21 protein-coding genes are annotated in these 24,518 nt (G+C 40.8%); 20 read left to right on the top strand and 1 reads right to left on the bottom strand.

Annotation, left to right across the window (positions count from 1 at the left end; genetic code table 11):
* Nucleotides 1–49: 49 nt before the first annotated feature.
* The 16 genes from NST15_RS09225 (at nt 50) to NST15_RS09150 (ending at nt 18,775) form a co-directional block, all read left to right on the top strand.
* On the top strand, nt 50–493 hold the full coding sequence (locus tag NST15_RS09225; RefSeq protein WP_342499036.1) for a GNAT family N-acetyltransferase: 444 nt from the start codon (nt 50–52) through the stop codon (nt 491–493).
* Nucleotides 494–691: 198 nt separating this feature from the next.
* Nucleotides 692–1,132 (top strand): hypothetical protein, encoded by a 441-nt coding sequence (locus NST15_RS09220; RefSeq protein ID WP_008343720.1) that lies wholly within the window; start codon nt 692–694, stop codon nt 1,130–1,132.
* Between the two features lie 269 nt (nt 1,133–1,401).
* Nucleotides 1,402–3,474 carry a BglG family transcription antiterminator gene (locus tag NST15_RS09215; protein ID WP_342499054.1) on the top strand — a complete coding sequence of 691 codons (2,073 nt, stop codon included), beginning with the start codon at nt 1,402–1,404 and terminating at the stop codon, nt 3,472–3,474.
* A 15-nt stretch (nt 3,475–3,489) separates the two neighbouring features.
* Entirely contained in the window at nt 3,490–3,756 is a 267-nt protein-coding gene (locus NST15_RS09210) for a PTS sugar transporter subunit IIB (protein ID WP_017359544.1), read from the top strand.
* 26 nt (nt 3,757–3,782) lie between these two features.
* Nucleotides 3,783–5,045: a PTS ascorbate transporter subunit IIC gene (locus NST15_RS09205; RefSeq protein WP_342499035.1), complete on the top strand. Its 1,263-nt coding sequence runs from the start codon at nt 3,783–3,785 to the stop codon at nt 5,043–5,045.
* Nucleotides 5,046–5,062: 17 nt separating this feature from the next.
* Entirely contained in the window at nt 5,063–5,755 is a 693-nt protein-coding gene (gene alsE, locus NST15_RS09200) for a D-allulose 6-phosphate 3-epimerase (protein WP_008343724.1), read from the top strand.
* Between the two features lie 183 nt (nt 5,756–5,938).
* Nucleotides 5,939–6,979 carry a LacI family DNA-binding transcriptional regulator gene (locus NST15_RS09195; RefSeq protein ID WP_008343725.1) on the top strand — a complete coding sequence of 347 codons (1,041 nt, stop codon included), beginning with the start codon at nt 5,939–5,941 and terminating at the stop codon, nt 6,977–6,979.
* A gap of 217 nt (nt 6,980–7,196) precedes the next feature.
* On the top strand, nt 7,197–8,453 hold the full coding sequence (locus tag NST15_RS09190; protein WP_342499034.1) for an ABC transporter substrate-binding protein: 1,257 nt from the start codon (nt 7,197–7,199) through the stop codon (nt 8,451–8,453).
* A gap of 30 nt (nt 8,454–8,483) precedes the next feature.
* Entirely contained in the window at nt 8,484–9,416 is a 933-nt protein-coding gene (locus NST15_RS09185; protein WP_342499033.1) for a sugar ABC transporter permease, read from the top strand.
* Nucleotides 9,416–10,246 carry a carbohydrate ABC transporter permease gene (locus NST15_RS09180; protein WP_282900607.1) on the top strand — a complete coding sequence of 277 codons (831 nt, stop codon included), beginning with the start codon at nt 9,416–9,418 and terminating at the stop codon, nt 10,244–10,246. Before NST15_RS09185 ends, NST15_RS09180 begins: the two co-directional genes overlap by 1 nt.
* A gap of 31 nt (nt 10,247–10,277) precedes the next feature.
* Nucleotides 10,278–11,609 (top strand): alpha-glucosidase/alpha-galactosidase, encoded by a 1,332-nt coding sequence (locus tag NST15_RS09175; protein ID WP_007499268.1) that lies wholly within the window; start codon nt 10,278–10,280, stop codon nt 11,607–11,609.
* 367 nt (nt 11,610–11,976) lie between these two features.
* Nucleotides 11,977–13,437, top strand: coding sequence for a CoA-acylating methylmalonate-semialdehyde dehydrogenase (locus tag NST15_RS09170; protein ID WP_342499032.1), 1,461 nt, complete (start codon nt 11,977–11,979; stop codon nt 13,435–13,437).
* A gap of 235 nt (nt 13,438–13,672) precedes the next feature.
* Entirely contained in the window at nt 13,673–15,217 is a 1,545-nt protein-coding gene (locus NST15_RS09165; protein WP_342499031.1) for a glycoside hydrolase family 43 protein, read from the top strand.
* A 41-nt stretch (nt 15,218–15,258) separates the two neighbouring features.
* On the top strand, nt 15,259–16,524 hold the full coding sequence (locus tag NST15_RS09160) for a glucuronoxylanase (RefSeq protein WP_342499030.1): 1,266 nt from the start codon (nt 15,259–15,261) through the stop codon (nt 16,522–16,524).
* Between the two features lie 137 nt (nt 16,525–16,661).
* Nucleotides 16,662–17,369, top strand: coding sequence for a response regulator transcription factor (locus tag NST15_RS09155; RefSeq protein WP_008343743.1), 708 nt, complete (start codon nt 16,662–16,664; stop codon nt 17,367–17,369).
* Between the two features lie 2 nt (nt 17,370–17,371).
* Complete coding sequence (locus NST15_RS09150) at nt 17,372–18,775, top strand: HAMP domain-containing sensor histidine kinase (protein ID WP_268357884.1); 1,404 nt, start codon at nt 17,372–17,374, stop codon at nt 18,773–18,775.
* A 53-nt stretch (nt 18,776–18,828) separates the two neighbouring features.
* Here the strand turns inward: NST15_RS09150 and NST15_RS09145 are convergent, their stop codons facing one another.
* Nucleotides 18,829–19,137, bottom strand: coding sequence for a DUF4870 domain-containing protein (locus NST15_RS09145; protein WP_342499029.1), 309 nt, complete (start codon nt 19,135–19,137; stop codon nt 18,829–18,831).
* A 374-nt stretch (nt 19,138–19,511) separates the two neighbouring features.
* Here NST15_RS09145 and NST15_RS09140 point away from each other — a divergent pair, with 374 nt between their 5' ends.
* The 4 genes from NST15_RS09140 (at nt 19,512) to NST15_RS09125 (ending at nt 24,492) form a co-directional block, all read left to right on the top strand.
* A complete protein-coding gene (locus tag NST15_RS09140; RefSeq protein WP_060781083.1) occupies nt 19,512–20,354 on the top strand; it encodes a PRD domain-containing protein in 843 nt (280 codons plus the stop codon).
* A 118-nt stretch (nt 20,355–20,472) separates the two neighbouring features.
* Complete coding sequence (locus tag NST15_RS09135) at nt 20,473–22,365, top strand: beta-glucoside-specific PTS transporter subunit IIABC (protein ID WP_060781082.1); 1,893 nt, start codon at nt 20,473–20,475, stop codon at nt 22,363–22,365.
* 23 nt (nt 22,366–22,388) lie between these two features.
* The gene (locus NST15_RS09130) at nt 22,389–23,855 is read left to right on the top strand and encodes a glycoside hydrolase family 1 protein (RefSeq protein WP_164072383.1); all 1,467 of its coding nucleotides are present in this window, start codon (nt 22,389–22,391) and stop codon (nt 23,853–23,855) included.
* A gap of 235 nt (nt 23,856–24,090) precedes the next feature.
* The gene (locus NST15_RS09125) at nt 24,091–24,492 is read left to right on the top strand and encodes a MerR family transcriptional regulator (protein ID WP_017367349.1); all 402 of its coding nucleotides are present in this window, start codon (nt 24,091–24,093) and stop codon (nt 24,490–24,492) included.
* The last annotated feature ends 26 nt before the right edge of the window (nt 24,493–24,518 follow it).

Here is a 24,518-nt window from a genome sequence, read left to right as displayed (position 1 = left end):
AGAATATCGATTATTATACTACTAATTGATATGAAAAGGGGATAGAAGAGTGGATATAGTAAGAGTTAATGAAAATGATTTAAAACAAGTTTCGGTTCTATTTGATCAATATCGCCAATTTTATAAACAGACTTCTAATGTAGAAGGTGCTTATCATTTTCTAGTGGAACGATACCGTAAACAAGAGTCTATTTTGTTTGTTGCAAAGCAAGGTGAACAATATGTAGGATTTGTACAACTGTATCCCACATTTTCATCTGTTGCGATGAAAGATGCGTTCATTTTAAATGATTTGTTTGTTATAAACGATTTTCGTCAAAAGGGAGTAGGTAAGGAATTGATGAAAAAAGCATTTTCATTTGCAAACGATAAAGGAGCCCGATTTATCTGTTTAGAAACAGCGACTTCTAATATAAAAGCACAACAATTGTATGAAAAAATGGGGATGACAAGCGATTCTTCAACTCAGCACTATATTTATTATTGGGATTGAACACAGAAGAATGAAGTTTTGGTATGGCAGAAAATTTAATATAACTCGGTCAAAAAAGATGAATATGCTTTGTCAGAGACGGATCACCAAGCTACAATGGCATTGTACACTGAATTGATTGCAACAAAATGACGAAACAGCGATTCCTATGGATTTTGACAAGAAAGACTTTAAAAAACACAAAGGGGGGTAATTTTATTGAATTCTTATGATGAAGATCTAATAAAGGATTTGGAATTAAAAGACCTTCTTAAATATGTCAAAGTACATAAAAATCCAAAAATTTATTTAGACTTAATAGAACAAAAATTTGATTTTGCTGGTTCAAAAATAGATTGGTTACAAACCAATAAACATTATAGTAAGAGCTCAAATCATGAATCGTTACTTTCTGATGCTCTTCTCTTTATAACTGAATTAAAAGAAAAATATTTAGATAATAACTTACAAGTAATTTACATAGGGGATAACCTTACAGAGTTTGGGTACCAGTTTGAATTAAAACATCTAGAAGAGTTACTAGTCTATTTTTTAGATATCCCACAGCACCACTACTTTATATCATTAGAAGGTGATTGGAGTATTTGTATTTCATTTGAAAACGATTTGGATTTCGGATTTAGTTTAAACAAAAAATAATTTTAAGCGTCACATATAGGAAAAATAAAAAACCTTGACTGGCTTTATACCATTCTAGGTTTTTTGCGTTTATTCGTCCTCAAACACGTAAAAGAAGACAAAGAGCTCTTTGTATACAAGTCTCAAAGCACACTCAAACGAGTGTGCTTTTTCTTATAACAAAAGAACACCCAAAAACCTGCACAACATTTACTGAAAACATTTGGACTTCTTTGACGCATGCGAGTTGATTAGACTTATAACCAAAGGGAAGAGGGGAGGGATTCCAACTGCACTTAACCAAAAGGGGCACGACTTTATTATCGATGCTGCTTCACACGACCACTTATCTATCAATTGAAGATTTACAGAATCGACTGAATGTCTCTACTCGAACGGTCTACGCTGAAATCAAACGAATGAATAGTTGGCTGGAAACCCATCAGCTTAGTGGCGTCCAGCGAAAAGATCAACGAGGCTACTATTTACATCCACACGAGAAAGAAGTCATTATCGAAAAAGCTGACACTGTTCTTGTCGGTCATGACTATGAACCATGTGTAAAAGAAAGACGTGCCATCTTGCTCCTATCCATTGCATGCAGTGAGAAGCATCTAAAAATTGATGATTTTATGGAGATGACGAAGGTAAGCCGCAATACACTGCTTGAAGATATGAAACAACTAAAAGAAGCACTTTCAAAACAGCAGCTTACACTTCACTATCAGGCGGCTAGCGGCTATTTAATTTCAGGAGAAGAAAGAACAATTCGGTTGGCGCTGAAACCTTATATTCATTTCATTCGCACCATGATAAAAAATGAAAAAACGTTTCCATCGGTTTGGTTAAAGGGTCCTATTTCATATAAGAGAATACATGCTCTCCTTCAACAGTCCGAACAAGATCTGAAGCTTGAGTTTGCAGATGACATGCTGGATCAGCTGTCTATGGATCTCTTTTTCTACTTTAAACGGATGAAGCTAGGACGTGCTGTACACATTTCAACAGAAGAAAAACGGACATTGCAGGAAACAGATGAATGCTTGGCTGCTATTCGTTTCATGGCGCAAATTCAAAAAGAAACCAGTCTTTTGGTTCATGATGATGAAATCTATTTTCTTAGTACGCTATGGCTCAGTGCCAAAAAACAAAAACTTCCAACAAGTCAAAAACCAGAAGAACATCTCATTCGAACCATTGCCAGACAAATGATCATTGACTTTCAGCGTTATACGTGTATTTCCTTCCAGGAAGTAGAAGTCTTAGAACAAAACTTAACCATGCATTTAATTCCGGCCTATTATAGGCTCATCTATCACATTGAGATCATCAATGAATTAACAGATTCCATTAAACATGCACAGCCAGAGGTGTTTGACATCACGCAAAAGGTTGCTTGCCATTTAGAGAAGGCGGCCTGTTCAAAGATGAGCGATCATGAAATTGCCTATGTGGCGATGCATTTTGGCGGCTGGATGAGAAGAGAAGGGATTTCATCGATTGCGAAACGTTCTGTTTACATTGTCTGCGGAGAAGGAATTGGCACAAGTCACATGCTGAAAACGCAGCTTCTTGAATTAATCGGCTACATCGACATACGCGGACTGTTATCAAAACGTTCATATGAAGAATTAACATCCATTGATGCCGACTTTGTTATGTCAACGACACCTATTTCGTTTAAAGGAAAACCTGTTCATCTCGTTCACCCTATTCTCACTGCTTATGAGAAAAAAACATTGCTTCAATATGGAGAAGGCTCTGAACCTAAGCTTGATGAGCACCATGTGAATGCTTTATTCAATATCATTCAGCAGCATACCATCGTTCAAAATGAAAAAGCATTGCTTCATGACCTGAAGGAGCTGCTTCATCCCACATATGTATCACACCAGAAAGGGTGGAAACCAGTGTTAAAGGATTTATTAACAGAAGAAACCATTCAGCTCCAGCAAACAGCAGGCACATGGCAGGAGGCCATTACAAAAGCAGCGCAGCCTTTGCTTGATCAACAAGCGATTCAGGAAAGTTATGTGAAAGCGATGATCCAGTCTGTTCATCAAAATGGCCCTTATATTGTGATTGCGCCACAAGTGGCGATTCCGCATGCCAGACCAGAGGATGGCGTGAACAAATTAAGCATGTCACTTATGTCATGTCATCAGCCCGTTTCCTTTTCAAAGGATGGAAAAAAGCAAGTTCGTCTCATCATTGTATTAGCTGCCATTGACAGTATGACCCACCTGAAAGCACTCAAACAGCTGACGATGCTGTTAAGTGAAGAAAAACGGGTGAGACAATTGATTGAAGCAGAGGAATTAGCAGCCATTCAACAACTAATCAATCAATTTTCACAAGTATAAAGGAGGAACAAGAAGATGAAAAAAATTCTAGTTGTATGCGGAAACGGTTTGGGAAGCAGCTTTATTGTTGAAATGAATGTCAAAAAGGCATTAGAAGAATTAGGACTTTTAGCGGAAGTGGATCACACCGATCTCAGTACAAGCAAAAATGAACAAGCAGATCTTTATATCGGCGCAACAGATATTATCGATCAGCTGGATGACGGCACAAGAAAGGTCGCTGGATTAAATAACTTGTTAGACCAGGAAGCCATTAAAGACGTCCTTCGTAAACACATATAATCGACGGAAAAAGGGGGATTCACATCATGATAGAACTGATCATGAACGATATATTGGGCACACCCGCAATTCTCATCGGTTTGTTTGCACTCGCTGGTTTACTTTTGCAGAAAAAGTCAGCTGCCGATACTGTATCAGGCACCTTAAAAACAACAATGGGTTTTTTAATATTAGGAGCGGGCGCCACAGTCGTATCTGATTCACTTGGGGTTTTCAGAAAGATGTTTGAAGCAGCCTTTCACATTCAAGGGGTTGTCCCAAATACTGATGCCATGGCGGCCATTGCCCAAAAGGAATTCGGTACACAGACAGCGCTTATTATGATTTTTGGTATGGTGGTCAATTTGCTTTTGGCAAAATTCACACCCTTTAAATACGTCTTTTTAACTGGTCATCATACGCTATATATGGCGGCTATGCTTGCAGTCGTTCTGTCAACAGCTGGCATGCAAGGAACGCTGCTGATCACCACTGGTTCAATCGTATTAGGTGCAGCAATGGTCATTGCTCCCGCAATCCTTCAGCCGTTTACAAGGAAAGCCACTGGAAATGATGATCTGGCGCTCGGTCATTTCAGTACGTTCGGCTATTTTACAGCGGGAATGATCGGCAAATGGGTCGGGCGCCCAGAGAAATCAACGGAAACCATTCAAGTGCCTAAATCACTCGGTTTTCTAAGAGATACATCGGTGGCCATCTCCATTACAATGGCTTTGCTTTTCTTTGCGATTGCACCGTTTGCGGGAATTTCATTCATAGAAAACATTAGTGGTGGTACGAACTTTGCTGTCTTCATTCTCATTCAGGCCATTACCTTTGCTGCTGGGGTGTACATTATTTTAGCAGGTGTACGGATGGCCATCGGAGAAATTGTGCCTGCTTTCAAAGGGATTGCCGATCGTTTCGTCAAAGGGGCAAAGCCGGCACTTGATGCACCAACTGTTTTCCCATTTGCTCCAAATGCGGTGATCATCGGTTTTTTATGCAGTTTTGCTGGAGGCATCGTGTCTATTTTCCTTCTTCCTTTGTTTGGTTTAACTGTCATTGTTCCTGGACTTGTGCCACACTTTTTCTGCGGTGCGACAGCGGGCGTATATGGCAATGCAACGGGGGGAGTGAGAGGTGCAGTCGCCGGTTCCTTTGTAAATGGAATACTCCTTTCATTTTTACCAGCTTGTTTACTTCCTGTGTTAGGCACTCTTGGCTTTGAAGGGACAACATTTGGCGATACAGACTTCGGTATCATCGGAATATTGATTGGATTGATCAAATTTTTATTTCATCTATAAAAAGGAGGCATTAGGGGATGACAGCCATTTTCTCACCTTCATTAATGTGTATGGATTTAACGCACTTCCGTGAACAAATTCAGCTTCTGAACACAAGGGCAGACCGTTATCATGTCGACGTCATGGATGGTCATTACGTAAAGAATATGACCTTATCACCCTTTTTCATTGAACAACTTCGGAAACTGACAGATGTTCCGATTGATGTTCATCTAATGGCCGAACAGCCTCAGGAATTTTTAATTGATGCATGTATTGATGCAGGCGCAACGATGATTTGTTTACATCCAGAAGTGGTGCAAAAAGACGTTTTTCGAATCATTCGGCATATCCACGAAAGAAAGTGTGAGGTCGGCTTTGTTCTCAATCCCGCCACACCAGTTGCAGCATTAGATGCTTTTATTCATTTAATAGACCGGGTGACGATCATGACAATTGATCCAGGGTTTGCGGGTCAGCCTTTTATCAAAGAAATGCTTCCGAAAATGAAAGAGGTGAAAGAAATCAAAGAGAAGGGGGGATACTCATTTTCAATTGAGGTAGACGGCTCTTGTAATGAAAGCACGTTCCGGTTGCTTGCTGAGGCAGGAAATGAAATTTACATCATTGGCACTTCAGGTTTATTTGGCCTTCACGAAGAATTAGATAAAGCATGGGAAATAATGAAGCAATTGTTCGCAAAAGAAACAGCCACAATGAAATCACCTTAGTAAAAAGGAGGATGAAGCCCATCCTCTTTTTTACGCAATTTTACTAAACAAACTATCTCCTTATCAAAACATACTCAAAAACTTCATAAAAGCACAAATTTATAATTGAAAGCGCTTTATTTATGTGTTATTCTTCAAATATCTTTAGTAAACATTTAGTCAAAAATGATGAGGAGTTTACCTATGACTACACTCAAAGATATTGCTCATGATGCAAAAGTATCCGTCTCTACTGTATCCCGTGTGTTAAATGGCGACCAAACGCTTGCCGTTTCACACGCAACAAGACAAAACATCCTCGACATAGCCAAGAAATTAAACTATACCCCAGTCAGAGCAAGAAAAGCCGATCAAGCAGAAGTAAAAAGCCCGCCCGCATCCCCAGTCATCGGTGTCGTTGTCGCCCAATCCATTGACGAAGAATTAAATGATCCTTTTTTTTCATCGATTCGAAAAGGAATTGAAAAAGAATATGCCAAACGAGGTCTGTCCACTCTCCATACCTTTCGCCTAAGAAACATGGATAAAGGGGCGATACTAAAGGATATTGACGGTTTGATCGTCATTGGACGAATCAGCCCTGATACGGTTGAAAAGATGACAAACCGAATGGAACATATTGTGTTTATCAATCATTATGCGGATGAAGATTTGTATGATTGTGTACATGTGGATTTTGTCAGAGCGGCAGATCGTGCCATTCGTCATCTGCAATCTCTCGGCTATACACATCTAGGATATATTGGCGGGAAAGAGAGGGAGCATTATTTTGAAGGAAATGCTGTGATTGAGGATGAAAGACAAACAACTTTTATCAAAAGAATGCAAGAAGCGGGAACTCTTCATATGAATGACATCCACATAGGCGAATATTCGATGCAAGAAGGCTACTCACTTATGCAAAAAGCCATTCAGAAAGGAAAGCTTCCAGAAGCCTTTTTTATCGGAAGTGATTCTATGGCAATAGGCGCTATGCGTGCGCTACATGAAGCCGGTCTTCGTGTACCTCAAGATGTCTCAATCGTGGGGTTTAATGATATCGAAGCCGCTTCCTTTTCAAGCCCGCCGCTCACAACGGTTAAAGTATATACAGAACAAATGGGGGAAGTAGGTCTAAAGCTTTTGCTTGAGCGGATAGAAGGAAGAAAGCTTCCCCTAAAAGTCGTCGTGCCAACAAAGCTCATGCAAAGAGGCAGCACATGCCCAATCCATGAAAGGGGGTGAACGAGCATTTCAGCAAACAAAAAAGAGACAAAAAAGCAGGAAGGGAGCTGCTGAGCATGATGGCCAGATCATGCTGAAAACAACGCAGTTCACCCAATTGCTCTCTTATCTCTTTGAAAAGAATAGAATTCCAGTATAATGGACTTCTTTTGTTTCCGCAACTGCATGAATTCTACCGATAATCGTCTGAATTTTCAGTAATCAAAAGGAGGAAACGATGAGTAAAAAAATTCTGATGCTGTGTGTAGCTCTAGTTTTGTCGATGATCTTGTCTGCTTGCGGCAATAACGGTGCGTCTGAAGCAAACGGGAAAGTGACCTTGACTCTATTCTCCACAATGAGTAACAGCGGGGAGAGAAAGGCATTTGAAGAAGTGATCCGTGATTTTGAAAAAGAACATCAAAACATCCGAATTGATGCCAACTTCCCTGGCAACAGCTATGAAGATATGATACGCGTCAAAATGGGGGCAAACGATATGCCAGACCTATTTGATACACACGGCTGGGCCAAGCTGCGATATAGCGAATACGTGGCTGATCTAAAGGAGATGGACTGGGTAAAACAACTCGATCCTTCACTCGATCAAATTTTAAAAGACAAAGATGGCAAAGTCTATGCTTATCCGCTGAATCAAGCAAAAGACGGACTTAGTTTTAATGCCAATCTACTAAAAGAATATGGCATGAAAGTTCCTAAAACACTGAATGAACTGAAAAGTGCTTTACAAACTGTCAAAGAAAAAAGTAAAGGGGAAGCTGTGCCGCTCTGGATCCCAGGAGGCGATAATTCAAATATTGCCCAAGTCTTTGATGAGCTGGCAACGCCTTTACTCATTACCGATCAAAAACATCAATACGGAAAAGACCTTGAAAATGGATCATTTGATTGGTCTCACTATACACCGCTTGCACAGTTTATGAAGGAGCTGAAAGATCAAGACCTTTTAAACAAAGACGTACTCACTGCGAAACTATCCCAAGCACCTGAGCTGATGGCACAAAACAAAATCGCTTTCACCTTTGTGGGAGGATCTTTAGGAACTGAGGCGACTGAACTCAATCAATCGATCAAAGTAGGCACCATGCCCGTACCAGCTATTCATGAAGGAGATGAGCAAAGCTGGATTGGCGGGGAACGCTTTACTGTCGCGGCATGGAAAGACTCAAAGCATCTAAAAGAAGCAAAACAATTCATTGACTTTTTAGCAAAGCCTGAAAACGCAAAGAAAATCGCAGAAGGCACATCCTCTGAAACGGCTTTAAAAGAAGTCAAAGCCAAAAACTATTACTCTACATTTTACGAGCAATATGAAGATATTAAGATTGAACCCTATTTTGATCGAAAATACTTACCGAGCGGCATGTGGGCTGTCATGGCAACGACCGGTCAAGAATTATTAGCAGGCTCCATCACACCGGAACAATTATCGAAGAAAATGGAAGAGGAATATAAACGTCTGAAAAAACAATAGCAGGCTCATGCTGAAACAGGAGTGAAGCCAATGAGTGACATCACAAAAGAAAAACAGGCGGCGACATTTACCTCTTTTCCCAAACAGAAGATGAAAAATAGCCAAAATTCTTCACTTTGGTGGATGTATCTGCCTGCTGTTCTCGTTGTCAGTGCCTTTATCATTTATCCCTTTTTTAACGGGATTCAGCTTTCTTTTACAAATTGGAACGGTTTCTCACAACAGTATGAGTGGATCGGACTTGATCAATACAAACGATTGCTGCAAGATCCAACTACATGGCTTGTTGTGAAAAATACCCTTCTTTACGGCATCGGGAGCACCATCTTACAAAATATGATTGGTCTTGGATATGCACTCTTATTAAATCAAAGTTTAAAAATGAGAGCCATCACAAGAACGGTGATCTATTTACCCGTCATGATCAGCCCGATTGCTATGGGCTATATTTGGTATTTTGTCTTTGCGTACCAAGGTGGTGCTTTAAACGACGTTGTTACCTTTTTTGGATTTGATCCAATGAACGCACTTGGTAATCCGCAGCTAAACACTTGGATCATTGTGTTTGTGAATACGTATCAATTCGTCGGGATTGCCATGATCATTTATTTAGCAGGACTCCAAAGCATACCTAAAGATTATTATGAAGCAGCACAACTCGATGGAGCTTCAGGTCTTCAGCAATTTTGGCGCATCACATTACCGCTTTTAATGCCATCTATCACCATCAATGTTGTGCTCAATGTGATCGGTGGACTTAAATTATTTGATGTCATTGTCGCGCTCACTGGCGGAGGACCCGGAGATTCCTCGCAATCGATGTCGACTTTTATGTACGATTTGTATTTCAAACGGCAGGATGCAGGCTATGCAGCGACGCAAGGTGTCTTCATGGCTGTCATCATCCTTGTCGTTAGTATCGCAGCGCTCATTTATTTCAAACGAAAGGAGACCGAGGTGTGATGGATAACGCCTATAAACGAAAGAAAAGATGGTACTCCTTACTCGCCCTTTCGATTACATTGCTTCACCTGATTCCATTTTATATTTTAGTCACGACATCTCTAAAGAGGATAGGAGATTTTAGCTCAAAATGGCTGTTCCCATCAACGCTCTATTTTGAAAACTTTCGGATGGCATGGACAGATGCTCAGCTTGGCCAGTCCTTTTTGAATACAGTGATCATTACGTTCAGCTCCGCTGCCCTACTCATCATCTTTGGATCACTTGCCGCCTATCCGCTCGCAAGAAGAGGAACAAAACTGAATCAAGCGGTGTATCTCTTATTCATTGCCATTATGGTGATACCGCCGCTCACCGCCCTTGTCCCGCTATACAAAATGGTTGTACAAATTGGCATGATGAATACGTATCAAATCGCTATTTTAAACAATGTCGCTGCTTTTTTGCCACTGACGATTTTTCTATATGCCGGTTTTATCCGGTCGACGATTCCAAAGGAGCTTGAAGAAGCCGCTCGTATTGATGGCGCGGGAACACTCAGAGTCTTTTTCACCGTCGTTTTTCCGCTGCTGAAGCCAATTACCGCTTCTGTTTTAATCATTGCCTGTGTGTATATTTGGAACGACTATCAATTTGCCATCTTCTTCTTGCAAGATAAAGAGATGCATACACTTACAGTCGCCTTATCCAATTTCTTTGGTCAAAATCAACACCAGCTCCAGCTCGTTGGCGCCGCTGCTCTCATTGCGATGCTGCCAATGGTCACGATGTTTTTACTTTTGCAAAAATACTTTATCGCAGGGCTGTCTCAAGGCTCTGTTAAAGGGTAATCCAACCTTGATGTAAAAAGGAGTGTCGTCTATGTCTAAAATTACATTTATCGGTGCAGGAAGTACCGTGTTTGCTAAAAATATATTAGGAGATTGTCTGTTCGTTCCCGCACTTGCCGGCTTTGAATTTGCGTTATATGATATCGATCACAACCGGCTGAAAGAATCAGAAACGATGCTGCGTCACTTAAAAGAGAACTACGGTGCACATGTGACCATTCAGTCCTATCACAACCGGAAAGAAGCCTTAAAGAATGCGAAATATGTCATCAATGCCATCCAGGTGGGAGGCTATCAGCCAAGCACTGTCATTGATTTTGAGATTCCAAAAAAATATGGATTAAGACAAACGATTGCGGATACGGTTGGCATCGGCGGTATTTTCCGCTCACTTCGAACCATTCCCGTGATGCTGGACTTCGCAAAGGATATGGAAGAAGTATGTCCACACGCCTTATTATTAAATTACACGAATCCAATGGCCACATTGACTGGCGCTATGCTGCGTTATACTCGGGTTCAAACGGTTGGTCTTTGCCATAGCGTACAGGTGTGTACGAAAGATTTATTTCAATCACTTGAAATGGACCATGAAGGCATTGAAGAAAAAATTGCCGGCATTAATCACATGGCATGGTTATTAGAAGTGAAACGGGACGGTCAAGACTTGTATCCAGAAATCAAAGCAAGAGCAAAAGAAAAACAAAAAACGCGGCATCCTGATATGGTTCGTTTTGAACTAATGGATAAATTCGGCTACTATGTCACCGAATCCTCAGAGCACAATGCAGAATATCATCCGTATTTTATCAAATCTCGTTATCCAGAACTGATTGGACAGTTTAACATTCCGCTCGATGAATATCCAAGACGCTGCGAGGAACAAATCAACAATTGGAATACGATGAAACATGACCTTGTGGGAAACACACAAATCACGCATACGCGCTCTAAAGAATATGGTTCCCGTATCATTGAAGCGATTGAAACGAACGTTCCCTTTAAATTTGGTGGAAATGTACTGAACACAGGAGGACTCATTCACAACCTTCCTGAAAAAGCCTGTGTCGAAGTGCCATGTGTTGCAGACCGGAGCGGTATCATGCCATGTTATATCGGAGAGATACCTGAACAATTGGCTGGACTCAACCGGACCAATATCAGCTCACAGCTCATGACGATTGAAGCTGCAATCAGCGGCAAAAAAGAACACATTTACCAAGCGGCATTATTAGACCCGCATACAAGTGCTGAATTATCAATTGATGACACCATCAAACTATGTAATGAATTAATTGAAGCACACGGGGAGATGCTCCCGGCTTATACAGAGCCGAGTCAATACGCAATTTCTTCTAAATAACTAACATAAACAGTCTTAGCCTGATGCACTTGGCATCAGGTTTTTTTAGATCACCAAACTGGTCATTGACTGAAAGCGTTTTTAATATTATGATTTTTCTAAAGTTAACCAACAGTTAACCAAAAACATATCATCAATTGATTAACCTGATCATGACACACAGACAAAACAACCTAAAAGGGGGGACAGATCTTCGGAACCAAAAGAGCTAGAAGGTATAGACTTCACATGTTTTATCAGAACGTAAAGCAGAACTGTGGTTTCATTTGACAAAGAGTGTATACAGATGAAGGCCCCTTAGATGAGACAATGACGATAAATCAACACACGACTGCATCACAATCCAAACAAAGAGGAGAGAGGGAACATGACCAAAACAGATGTACAAACGTTGAAAAATTATATTGGCGGACAATGGGTGGACGCCGAAACGAACCAAACGGAAGCTGTTTATAATCCAGCTACTGGCGAAGTCATCGCAGAAGTACCGCTTTCTACAAAAACGGATGTAGAACATGCAGTCCAAGCAGCACAAGAAGCGTTCACCACTTGGTCTAAAACAGCTGTTCCCCGGCGCGCACGTATTTTATTTAAATACCAACAGTTACTCGTTGAGAAATGGGATGAGTTAGCTGAACTCGTCACGCTGGAAAACGGAAAAAGTGTAACAGAAGCAAAAGGAGAGGTGCAGCGAGGAATTGAATGTGTGGAATTTGCCGCTGGTGCACCAACCTTAATGATGGGGAAACAACTGCCTGATATTGCGACTGGTCTAGAGTCTGGCATGTACCGCTACCCAATTGGCGTCATCGGCGGCATTACCCCTTTTAACTTTCCGATGATGGTCCCATGCTGGATGTTCCCGCTTGCCATCGCCTGCGGAAATACATTTGTTTTAAAGCCTTCAGAACGGACGCCAATCCTTGCTGCACGGTTAGCAGAACTTTTTGAAGAAGCGGGACTTCCAAAAGGTGTGCTCAACATTGTCAATGGCGCTCACGATGTAGTAAACGGTCTGCTTGAACATGAAAAGGTAAAAGCCATTTCGTTTGTCGGCTCTCAGCCAGTCGCAGAATACGTCTATAAAAAAGGGACAGCACATGGTAAACGTGTACAAGCACTTGCCGGTGCAAAAAATCACTCCATCGTCTTGAAAGATGCTGATTTAGAATCGGCCACAAAACAAATCATTGGCGCTGCTTTTGGATCAGCAGGTGAACGCTGCATGGCAGCAGCCGTTGTCGCAGTTGAAGAAGACGTGGCAGACGACTTGATTCAACAATTGGCCGATGAATCCAACCAGCTTGTCATCGGAAACGGAATAAATGAAGATGTCTTTCTCGGACCAGTCATTCGGAAAGAGCATAAAGAACGAACTCTTCAATATATCCAATCAGGAATTGAAGAAGGCGCAAGCCTGATTCGTGATGGCAGACAAGATAACGAAACAAATGGAGAAGGGTATTTTGTCGGACCAACGATCTTTGATCATGTCACAAATCAAATGAAAATCTGGCAGGACGAGATTTTTGCCCCAGTCTTATCCATTGTCCGTGTCTCATCACTCGCAGAAGCAATCGACCTGTCCAATCAATCAAAATTCGCAAACGGTGCCTGCCTATACACAGACAGCGCTTCAAGCATAAGAGAATTTCGTGAAAACATCGAAGCCGGCATGTTAGGCATTAACATTGGTGTTCCTGCTCCAATGGCTTTCTTCCCATTTTCCGGCTGGAAAGATTCCTTCTACGGAGACTTGCACGCCAATGGAACAGATGGAGTAGAGTTTTACACGAGAAAGAAAATGGTGACCGCTCGGTATATATAGCCTACATTTATTAAACATTGAGGAAGAATGCAGCTCCATCATGGAGACTGCATTTTTTTGTTGTCTTCTAGTTAAAAAGTAAGGGTTTTCATCGCACTCTTTACAAGGATTCACAGGGAGAAATCATTCTTTGTATTCATTCTTCATCACGAAACATCAACATAATTTGAAATTGGGCCTAAACCCCAATATCAGGAAGATGAAAACAGGAGGAAATGACACGATGAGGATGAGGATGAGGACGAGGATGAAGTGTAGCGTTTGTTTATTGATCTTCACTTTGGTACTGAGTTGTTTGCCAGTATATGAAGCTCATGCGGCAAGCACACCAATTGCCAAGCAAGTAGGAAATGCAAACCCGCTCATTGATCATCACTTAGGAGCAGACCCGTTTGCGCTTACCTATAACGGAAGAGTGTACCTTTATATGTCGAGTGATGACTATGAATATCAAAGCAACGGAACGATTAAGGACAATTCATTTGCAAATCTGAATAGAGTATTCGTCATCTCTTCGGCGGATATGGTCAACTGGACCGATCACGGAGCGATTCCAGTAGCGGGGGCAAATGGGGCAAATGGCGGCAGAGGCATTGCCAAATGGGCAGGCGCATCATGGGCCCCATCAGCGGCGGTAAAGAAGATCAATGGAAAGGATAAATTTTTCCTTTATTTCGCTAATAGCGGCGGAGGGATTGGAGTCCTTACAGCAGACAGCCCGATTGGCCCATGGACTGATCCAATTGGAAAAGCGCTCGTTACGCCAAGTACACCTGGCATGTCCGGAGTTGTATGGCTTTTTGATCCGGCCGTATTTGTAGATGATGACGGTACTGGTTATCTATATGCCGGCGGAGGCGTTCCAGGCGGTTCCAATCCAACGCAGGGACAATGGGCAAATCCTAAAACAGCAAGAGTCCTGAAGCTAGGTGCTGATATGACAAGTGTGGCCAGTAGCGCATCCACCATTGATGCTCCTTTTATGTTTGAAGACTCAGGGATGCATAAGTATAACGGAACCTATTACTATTCCTATTGCATCAATTTTGGCGGCTCACATCCTGCCGATAAACCACCTGGTGAAATCGGCTATATGACGAGCTCAAGTCCGATGGGACCCTTCACGTATAAAGGACACTTTCTGAAAAATCCGGGTGCTTTTTTTGGTGGCGGCGGTAACAACCATCATGCGGTGTTCAATTTTAAAAATGAGTGGTATGTGGTGTATCATACGCAAACCGTTAGCTCTGCCTTATACGGAAGTGGCAAAGGCTATCGCTCTCCACATATTAACAAGCTTGTGCATAATGCAGATGGCTCCCTTCGAGAAGTAGCAGCCAATTATGAAGGGGTGAAACAGCTATCTAATCTGAATCCATATCAACGTGTTGAAGCTGAAACATTCGCTTGGAATGGACGCATTTTGACAGAAGCCTCGTCAGCACCAGGAGGACCAGTGAATAACCAGCATGTCACCAACATTCAAAACGGCGATTGGGTGGCTTTAGGGAATGTAGACTTTGGTTCAAATGGCGCTAGAACATTTAAAGCCAATGTCGCATCGACAGTAGGCGGGAAAATAGAAGTACGCCTTGGCAGCGCAAACGGCAGACTGGTCGGTACACTTGATGTTCCTTCCACCGGTGGAACACAAAACTGGCGGGAAATAGAAACATCGATTAACGGCGCATCCGGAGTGCACAACGTATTTTTTGTCTTTACCGGAACAGGCGGGGGAAATCTATTCCAATTTGATTCTTGGCAGTTTACTCAAAGGTAGCGAATAAATGTGCTTAAATGTTTGATAGAGGAGTGGGAAATTTGATGTCATGTATAAAAAAACCAATGTTTGCTTTATTGGTGTGTTTCACCATGCTGTCTGTCATGTTCATAGGACCTGGAGTAGCTGAAGTATCAGCAGCTGACGCAAACATTAACCTTAATGCAGAAAGACAAGTGATTCGTGGTTTTGGCGGAATGAACCATCCAGCTTGGATTGGTGATTTGACAGCGCCACAAAGGGAGACTGCCTTTGGCAATGGACAAAATCAGTTAGGGTTTTCCATTCTTAGAATTTATGTAGACGAAAACAGAAACAATTGGAGCAGAGAAGTTGCGACGGCCAAACGAGCGATCGAGCATGGTGCTCTAGTCATTGCTTCCCCTTGGAATCCTCCAAGCAGTATGGTTGAAACATTTAACCGGAATGGATCACCTGCCAAGCGGCTTAAATACAATCAATACGCAGCATATGCTCAGCATCTGAATGATTTTGTCACTTACATGAAAAACAACGGAGTCAATCTTTATGCCATTTCTGTACAAAACGAGCCTGATTATGCGCATGAATGGACATGGTGGACACCTCAGGAAATCCTGCGATTCATGAGAGAAAATGCCGGCTCCATTAATGCACGTGTGATTGCACCAGAATCCTTTCAATACCTTAAGAATATCTCAGATCCTATCTTAAACGATCCGCAGGCGCTTAGAAATATGGACATTCTCGGCGCTCATCTATACGGGACCCAAATCAGTCAGCTTCCGTATCCTCTTTTCAAACAAAAAGGAGGGGGAAAAGAGCTATGGATGACAGAGGTCTACTACCCGAATAGTGATAACAATTCAGCGGACCGCTGGCCTGAGGCATTAGGGGTATCAGAGCATATTCACCATTCAATGGTGGAAGGGGACTTTCAGGCGTATGTGTGGTGGTACATTAGGAGATCATACGGTCCTATGAAGGAAGATGGAATGATTAGCAAACGTGGATACAACATGGCGCATTTCTCCAAATTTGTGCGTCCAGGGTACGTCAGAATTGATGCAACGAAAAGCCCTGAATCGAATGTTTTCGTCTCAGCCTATAAAGGAAACAATCAGGTCGTCATTGTGGCGATTAATAAAAACAATGCAGGGGTCAATCAACACTTCGTCGTGCAAAATGGCTCTGTTTCTCAGGCGTCTAGATGGGTGACGAGCGGCAGCAGCAACCTTCAGCCTGGTACAGATATCACGATTTCGGGCAATCAATTTTGGGCTCATCTTCCGGCTCAAAGTGTGACAACATTTGTGGTCAAACGCTAGAGATAGAGAAACACGAAAAGCCAATTTTCTCATTCAAAAAGAAAATTGGCTTTTTTCTGTGTAAATAGAAAGTTGATTTTTCACGACGTCAACACTTTGGGTATAATAATAACAATGACTTCAGGAGAGTGATCATTATGCCAAAGGTTCAAAGCAAAGTATTGATTATAGATGACGAAAAAGAAATTTTAGAATTAATCCATACCGTATTAACAAGAGAAGGCATTGACCAGGTGTTAACAGCTTCAACTGCCCGTGATGGGCTCACGCAATTTCATCAAGAACAACCAGATCTCGTCATACTGGATATTATGTTGCCAGACGGAGAAGGCTACGATATTTGCAAACAAATCAGAGATGTCTCACATGTTCCGATTATCTTTTTATCAGCAAAGGGAGAGGAATCAGACAAAATTGTAGGACTTGCCATTGGCGGCGATGATTACATTACAAAACCGTTCAGTCCAAAAGAAGTCGCCTACCGGGTAAAAGCCCAGCTAAGACGGTCATCCTACTTACAGCCTTCTCAAGCGGAGCCCGTGATCAAAAAAGGACCATTTGAGTTAAACGAGCAGCAAGCCGAACTGACGAAAAACGGAGCGGCAATTGAACTCACACCGAAAGAACTTATGTTGATGACTTATTTCTTGCAGCATCCGAATCGCGTCATCAGTAAAGAAACGCTTTATCAAACGGTTTGGGGAGAGGATTTCTTCGGTTCTGATAATACGGTAATGGTTCATATACGAAGACTGCGGGAAAAAATAGAACATTCCCCATCTACACCAGAATTTCTCGTGACGGTCAAAGGACTTGGCTATAAATTTGTTGTAAAGGATGCGTAAAGATGAAATGGCGATTAACAGGCAGATACATGGTCTCTGTCATTATCGTGACCATTATCACGGTCTTTATTAACTTATTTGGATTCATGATATGGCTTGTACTACAAGCAAGCAGTCAGCAAAACGAAGAAAATACGCCGGAAACCTTCACAAGAACATTTGAACAATACATCACCTTGTCTAATCAAAATATCACTGTGAGTAAAGAAGGACAGCAAGCCTTAAAACAACAAAATGCGTGGATTCAAATATTAGACGAAAATGGACAAGACGTCTATCATGCACTAGCACCTAAAGGCATAAAGAGCAAATACACACCTATAGAAATTGTAAACTTACATAAATATAAAGATAAGCAATTGATGTCGACGATCTATGCTGGAGGGAAAAATGGAAAGGGTAAGGAATACAGCTACTTCATCGGATTTAAGGACCCTTCCATCGGAAAATATTTATTTTCTTTTGATACGAAAGAATTAATATCGCAATTCAATATCGGGACGATGATTTTATTATCGATTGATGCCATCATTGCCTTATTCATTGGATACTTATTCAGCCGGCAACTCATCAAACCGCTCGGCCGTGCCATTTATGGCATCCAGCGGCTCGCAAACGGAGATTATACGACAAAGCTGCCAACGAAGGGGATATATAAAGATGTGTTCTATAATGTCAATCACTTATCCGAGCAGCTCGCTTCAAGCCAAAAAGAAAAAGACAAATTAGAGCAAATGCGGGAAGAGTGGATCAGTCATATTTCTCATGATATTAAAACACCATTATCCTCTATTCAAGGCTATGCAGAAATCATGAAAGATCCAAATTATCCTCTTTCAAATCAAGACATTAGACATTATGCCAGCATCATAGAGAATAAATCACTGTACATCAAAGATGTGATGGAGGATCTCAATTTAACAACAAGGCTGAAAAATAACGACATGATGCTGCATAAAGAACTGGTGAACATTGTGCCATTGCTGCGTGAAACGTTAATTGATATCCTCAACGATTCGAGATATGCAGATCAGACCATTGAGCTACAAACGAATGTAGACAAGCTCATGCTGAATATTGATACGATCCTCATACGAAGAGCGGTCACCAATCTCATTTTAAATGCCCTTGTTCACAATAATGCTGATGTGAAAATCATTGTACAGCTTGAACAAAAAGAACATACCCACATCACCATTCAAGACAACGGCAAAGGAATTGAAGAGGCAGAACTAGAAAAAGTATTTGACCGCTACTATAGAGGGACGAATACAGGAGGGACACATGCAGGCTCAGGTCTTGGAATGGCGATTGCAAAAGATATCATCCAAAAACACGGGGGAGATATGACAATACAAAGTATAATAGGAGAAGGAACAACGATTGATATCCAATTACCCGCTTAAACGGACATACAAAAAACGGTTCTGCTCAATCACAGAACCGTTTTTTCTAACTCTTATTCTGAAAACACTTTAATGCCTTTCACAATGTTCCAAATGAAGAAGTAGATCGCCACAAGGAATGTCACAGCATACGTTGCAATTAAGAACGGACCAGCATGACTGATATCGTTCATGCCAAGTAAACCTGAACCGGCAATACCAAGACCGAAAATCAAATAAGGAATAATATGTGTCCATAGTGATTTTTTCGCATGGTATTTCACTTCGTCTTTTCCTAAGAAATAAAAGATAATCGGAAATAGAAATGGTGCAAAAAAGATGCTGAAGTAACATAATGAAGACAAAATTTTATTTTCTCTCAAAGCTTTTCACCTCTATGATTGATGTAGAAGAGGGGACCATTTGACTCATCCCTCAATTCCTTACAAACCCATTGTACAACCTCAACCTTAACTCGTATTAATCCGAACCTTACAGCAACCTTAAATATGTTAAACTGTAAAAAGACAAGGAAAGATAAAATGATTCTGGGTATTTCAATCTATTTTTTCAGAAAAAAATAGTTGACTTTGGTCATTCCTCTATTTAAAATAAAGTCGTAACCGATGCAGGAGTGTTACTGATATGATCAGGCACCACCAAGTCAGGTAAACAGATTGTACATTTGTACGTTGTTTGCTGAGATTTTGGTGTTTTTTTATGCTTTTTTTAGCATTTTAGGTAAGGTGGGATGAGGATGTTCACCGTCGTTAAAGTTTTAAATAATAATATCGTATTAGCTCTAACAGAGGCTCAAAATGAAGTCGTTGTGTTTGGAACAGGAATAGGTTTTAAAAAGAAGAAAGGTGATACACTTGATGAGAGCGCTGTCAGTAAGACATTTTATTCTGATCAGACGTCTCCATTAGAATCTCAACTTGCCGCTATCCCAACTGATATCCTTTTATTAACTGAAAAAATCATTCGCGTAGGCGAAGAGATGTTGAATAAGAAGTTAAGTTCCAGCGCGCTCTTTTCGCTATCCGATCATCTCACCTTCGCTATTCAAAGGCACGAAGAAAAAATGGCGTATGAAAACCCCATTGTGTGGGAAATTCCACATCTCTATTTTCAAGAATATCAAGTCGGGAAAAAAGCACTGACAATTATTCAAAAGATGATGGGCATTTCTTTTGAAGATACTGAAGCTTCACTCATTGCCCTGCATTTTGTAAACGCTCAAATAGATGGTCAGTCTATGGGAGACACCATTAAGATGACTCACCTCACGAAAGAAATCGTCAAAATCATTCAAAATATTTTCGAGATGATATTGGATAAATCATCCATTAATTATTCGAGGTTTATTACCCACTTGAGATATTTTATTGTCAGGCAGGAAACCAACCAACCACCGCAGCAGATGGATGACTCGTTAAAAGAATTAATACAGGATCGTTATATGAAGAGTTATGCCTGCGGATTGATCATCAAAGAAATGTTAAAACGAGAATTCAATTGGAATGTGACAGAAGACGAACTTGTTTTTTTAGTCATCCATATTGAGAGAATCACAAAGGAACACCAAAAAAATAAATGATTTCTTTTAGGCGTGTTATGAAAAAGCATTAACCTAAACAAATCTCCATGAGAAAGAATGATCTTTTCTATGGTGGATTTTGTTTAGGTTTTTTTTGTGAAAATGAAGGGGTGAAAGCATGGAAAACAAAGAATTGGCTGGAAAAATTGTGAAATTAATCGGTGGAACCGAAAATATATCTCAAAGTTGGCATTGTATCACACGGCTAAGATTTAATCTCAACGATGAAAGTCAGGTAAAAGTAGATGAGCTGAAAACATTAGATGGTGTTTTAGGTGCTCAATTCCAAAGTGGACAGTTCCAAGTCATTATTGGAGCAAAGGTAGCAGAGGTTTATGAGGAAATCGATCATCTGGCCGGTCATAGTAGCAATGATTCTGCTCCTGTTAAAAACACGTCAAAGATGAACCCAATTGAAGTCGTATTCGATGTGATCAGCGGGATTTTCACACCTATTTTGCCAGCGATTGTTGGTAGTGGATTGATCAAAGGGATCATGGCACTGTTCGTTAGCTTAGGCTGGCTGACGGAGACAAGCTCTACCTATCAAGTACTTCAAATTTTTTCAAATGCTGTCTTTTACTTTTTACCTTTCCTCATTGCTTATTCGGCAGCGAAGAAATTTAAAACGCGAGAATCTCTTGCGCTCGCATTAGCAGGGATTTTACTATATCCAACGATGATCGAAGGTGCAGCAAAAGGAGCAGACCCGTTAAGTTTTTTAGGGTTAAGTATTCCACTAAATAATTACACATCTTCTGTATTACCAATTATTTTAGGTGTGCTATTACTAAGTTTTGTCGATAAGTGGATAACAAAAGCGATCCCAAAATCCTTAAGTATCGTATTTACACCGGTACTGAGCCTGATGATCACGGCTCCTCTTACACTGGCTTTTATCGCTCCTATTGGGAACGTTTCTGGGCAATATTTAGAAATCTTTTTCACTTCTTTGTTCAATTTCGCTGGTCCGATTGCCGGTTTATTAATGGGAGGCCTTATGCCACTCATTGTGTTAACTGGAATGCATTACGCATTCTTCCCAAGCACGTTAGCCAGCTTTGAAAAAGTGGGTTACGATATCATGCTGCTTCCGATGAATTTCATTGCGAATATGGCACAAGCAGGCGCTGTGTTAGGTGTCATCATCCGCACCAAGCGGGTAGAAACAAGGTCTTTGGCGCTTTCAACATTGCTTCCTAGTTTCTTCGGGATCACAGAACCAGCCATTTATGGAGTCACACTTAGACTAAAAAAACCTTTTTATGCTTCATTAATTGGCGGCGCAGTCGGTGGATGTTTTTACGGTTTATTTTCAGTTAAAACGACAGCCTTTTCGATCCCAGGCATTACTTCACTGCCAACTTACATTATGAAAGGGACAAATAATTTTCAGCTGGCTCTGATTGGAATCGCCCTTAGCTTCATCGTGTCACTTCTCATCACCATTCTCCTTGGATTTCAGGAGTCTGTCACGGCCGCTAACGAGCAAGCAGCAGAAAAGCGAAATCACACTGAGAGTACAGAGAATCAACAAATGTCTAAGCAAACAAACCCTTATGAAGTTCAAGCACCTATGAGTGGAAAGGTCATTCCTTTATCTGAAGTGAATGATTCCGTGTTCTCAAGTGAAATGATGGGGAAGGGAGTCGCAATTTTGCCTGATAAGGGGGTGGTACAAGCACCGTTCTCAGGAAAAGTAGTGACTGTTACACCTACTAAACATGCCATCGGACTCGTTTCAGATGATGGGATTGAATTATTGATCCACGTGGGGATTGATACCGTCAGCCTAAATGGCCAATTCTTTGATGTACTGGTAAAAGAGGGCGATGAGATGAAGACGGGGGATCATTTATTATCGTTTGATATAGAAGGAATTCAATCAAACCATTTAGATGTAGTGACACCTATTATCGTCACAAATTCAACGCAATACCTTGATGTGATTCATACAGGTGACGCTCATGTCACCGCAAGTCAAAATAAGCTCTTAATGCTTATTCACTAATATAAAGAGAAGGGATGATTGAAATGAAGAATGTAAAAAAAGGATTTTCAGATGATTTTTTATGGGGTGGCGCAACTGCTGCCAATCAAATAGAAGGCGCATACTTAGAAGGTGGCAAGGGCCTGTCGACGTCAGACTTTGCTGCATATAAAGATCCTTATGAAAAAGGAAAAGTGAACAACTTTACTTTCGATGTGAGTTCAGCTGAATTAACAAGATACAAGGAACAACCCGATGAATTTGATTTCCCGAAAAGACGCGGAATCGATTTTTACCATCGATATGAAGAGGATATTGCACTATTTGCAGAGATGGGCTTTAAAGTGTTTCGCTTGTCTATTTCATGGGCAAGAATCTTTCCAACTGGTTTAGAAGACAAGCCGAACGAAGAAGGATTGGCTTTTTACGATAACGTATTTGATGAGTGTGCGAAATATGGAATTGAACCGCTAGTCACGATGTCTCACTATGAAATGCCGATTACTTTAACAGAGAAATATAATGGCTGGATGAGTAGAGAGCTTGTCCCGTTGTTTGAAAAATATGCCCGCGCCATTTTAGAAAGATATAAAAATAAAGTGAAGTATTGGATTACATTCAATGAAATGAATATGAACCTCAATAGCCTTTACACCGGTGCTGGAATTTTAGAGGACCTAGTAGACCATAAATTACAGGCTGCGTATCAAGCATCACATCACCAATTTATCGCCAGCGCTCTCACAGTGAAGGCTGCAAAAGAAATCATTCCACATGCACAAATTGGCTGTATGATTAACCAAATTGAAGCCTATGCAAAAACAACGAAACCAGAGGACCAGCTGCAAGCGGTAAAATCAAACCAATTGAATATGTTCTATCCGGATGTTCAAGCTAGAGGTGAATATCCAACATACATGGTGAAATATTTTGCTGACAACGACATCAAACTTGATATCGAAGAGCAGGATGAGCAAATTTTGAAAGAGGGCATCGTTGATTTTGTGGCGATCAGCTACTATATGTCCCACGTAGCAGAAGCGCGAGAAGATGCAGCAGAGCTAGCGGGTACATTTGATAGTCCAATTAAAAATGAGCATTTGGAGTTATCACAATGGGATTGGCCAATTGATCCAATGGGGCTGCGCATTTCATTAATTAAACTGTATGACAGATACCAAAAACCTTTATTTGTTTGTGAAAACGGACTTGGCGCAAGAGATACATTGACACCAGACAGAGAAATTCACGACGATTATCGAATTGATTATTTAAAACAACATATTGAACAGATGAAAGAAGCAGTCAAAGAAGGTGTCGACTTAATGGGGTATACACCATGGGGTTGTATTGACTTAATTAGCTGCGGAACATCTCAAATGAGTAAACGCTATGGTTTGATCTATGTAGATCAAGACGACAGAGGGAATGGGACATTAAATCGTTACAAAAAAGATTCCTTCTACTGGTACAAAAAAGTGATTGAAACAAATGGGGAAGATTTATCATAATCCAGATGGAATGATGATGACACCATTGCATCCGCCTTATTTGGCCGGGTGCGATGGTGTTTTTTTGTTTACCCAAAAGTAACCTCAATTATGTCATAGCAAGCACTAGAGATCTCTTTGCTACAATCATTTGATAACAAAAGTTGGCCGAAAAATGTTTCACCTTGACCTTGAAGTATAGTTCAACCTTTATAATGTACATATAGTAAAACAAAATAATAAAAAAGGAGTAACGATGGAGTTGATGACTAGAGGAGAACTTGCCAAAAAAACAGGAGTAAGTCCTGCCGCAATTCGTTACTATGAAGAGCACAACATATTACCTGCTCCAAGACGACGTTCAAACGGTTACAGATTCTATACAGACGACTATGTTGTGAAAATTCAATTGATCAAAGATGCGAAAACGCTCGGTTATTCATTAAAGGAAATAGCTGAAATTATGGACATGCTAAGTCAAGACATAGACCTTGATACCCTAAGACAAATTGTCCATCTTAAACATGAAGAAATTGAAAAGAAAATTAAAAGCCTTCGTCTCATTCAAGACCTTTTATCTAACTTATTAAAAACCCCTGAAAAAAAAGTACAAGTCTACCTGGAATCATTTCGTGTTCCGAAGCAGGATGATCAATAAACCTATTGAGTGAAGGAGAGAAAAAA

It is taken from the genome of Bacillus sp. FSL R5-0820 (assembly GCF_038593385.1).
In the GTDB taxonomy this organism is placed as follows: domain Bacteria; phylum Bacillota; class Bacilli; order Bacillales; family Bacillaceae; genus Bacillus; species Bacillus altitudinis.
This window is presented reverse-complemented; position numbering and strand designations above follow the sequence as displayed.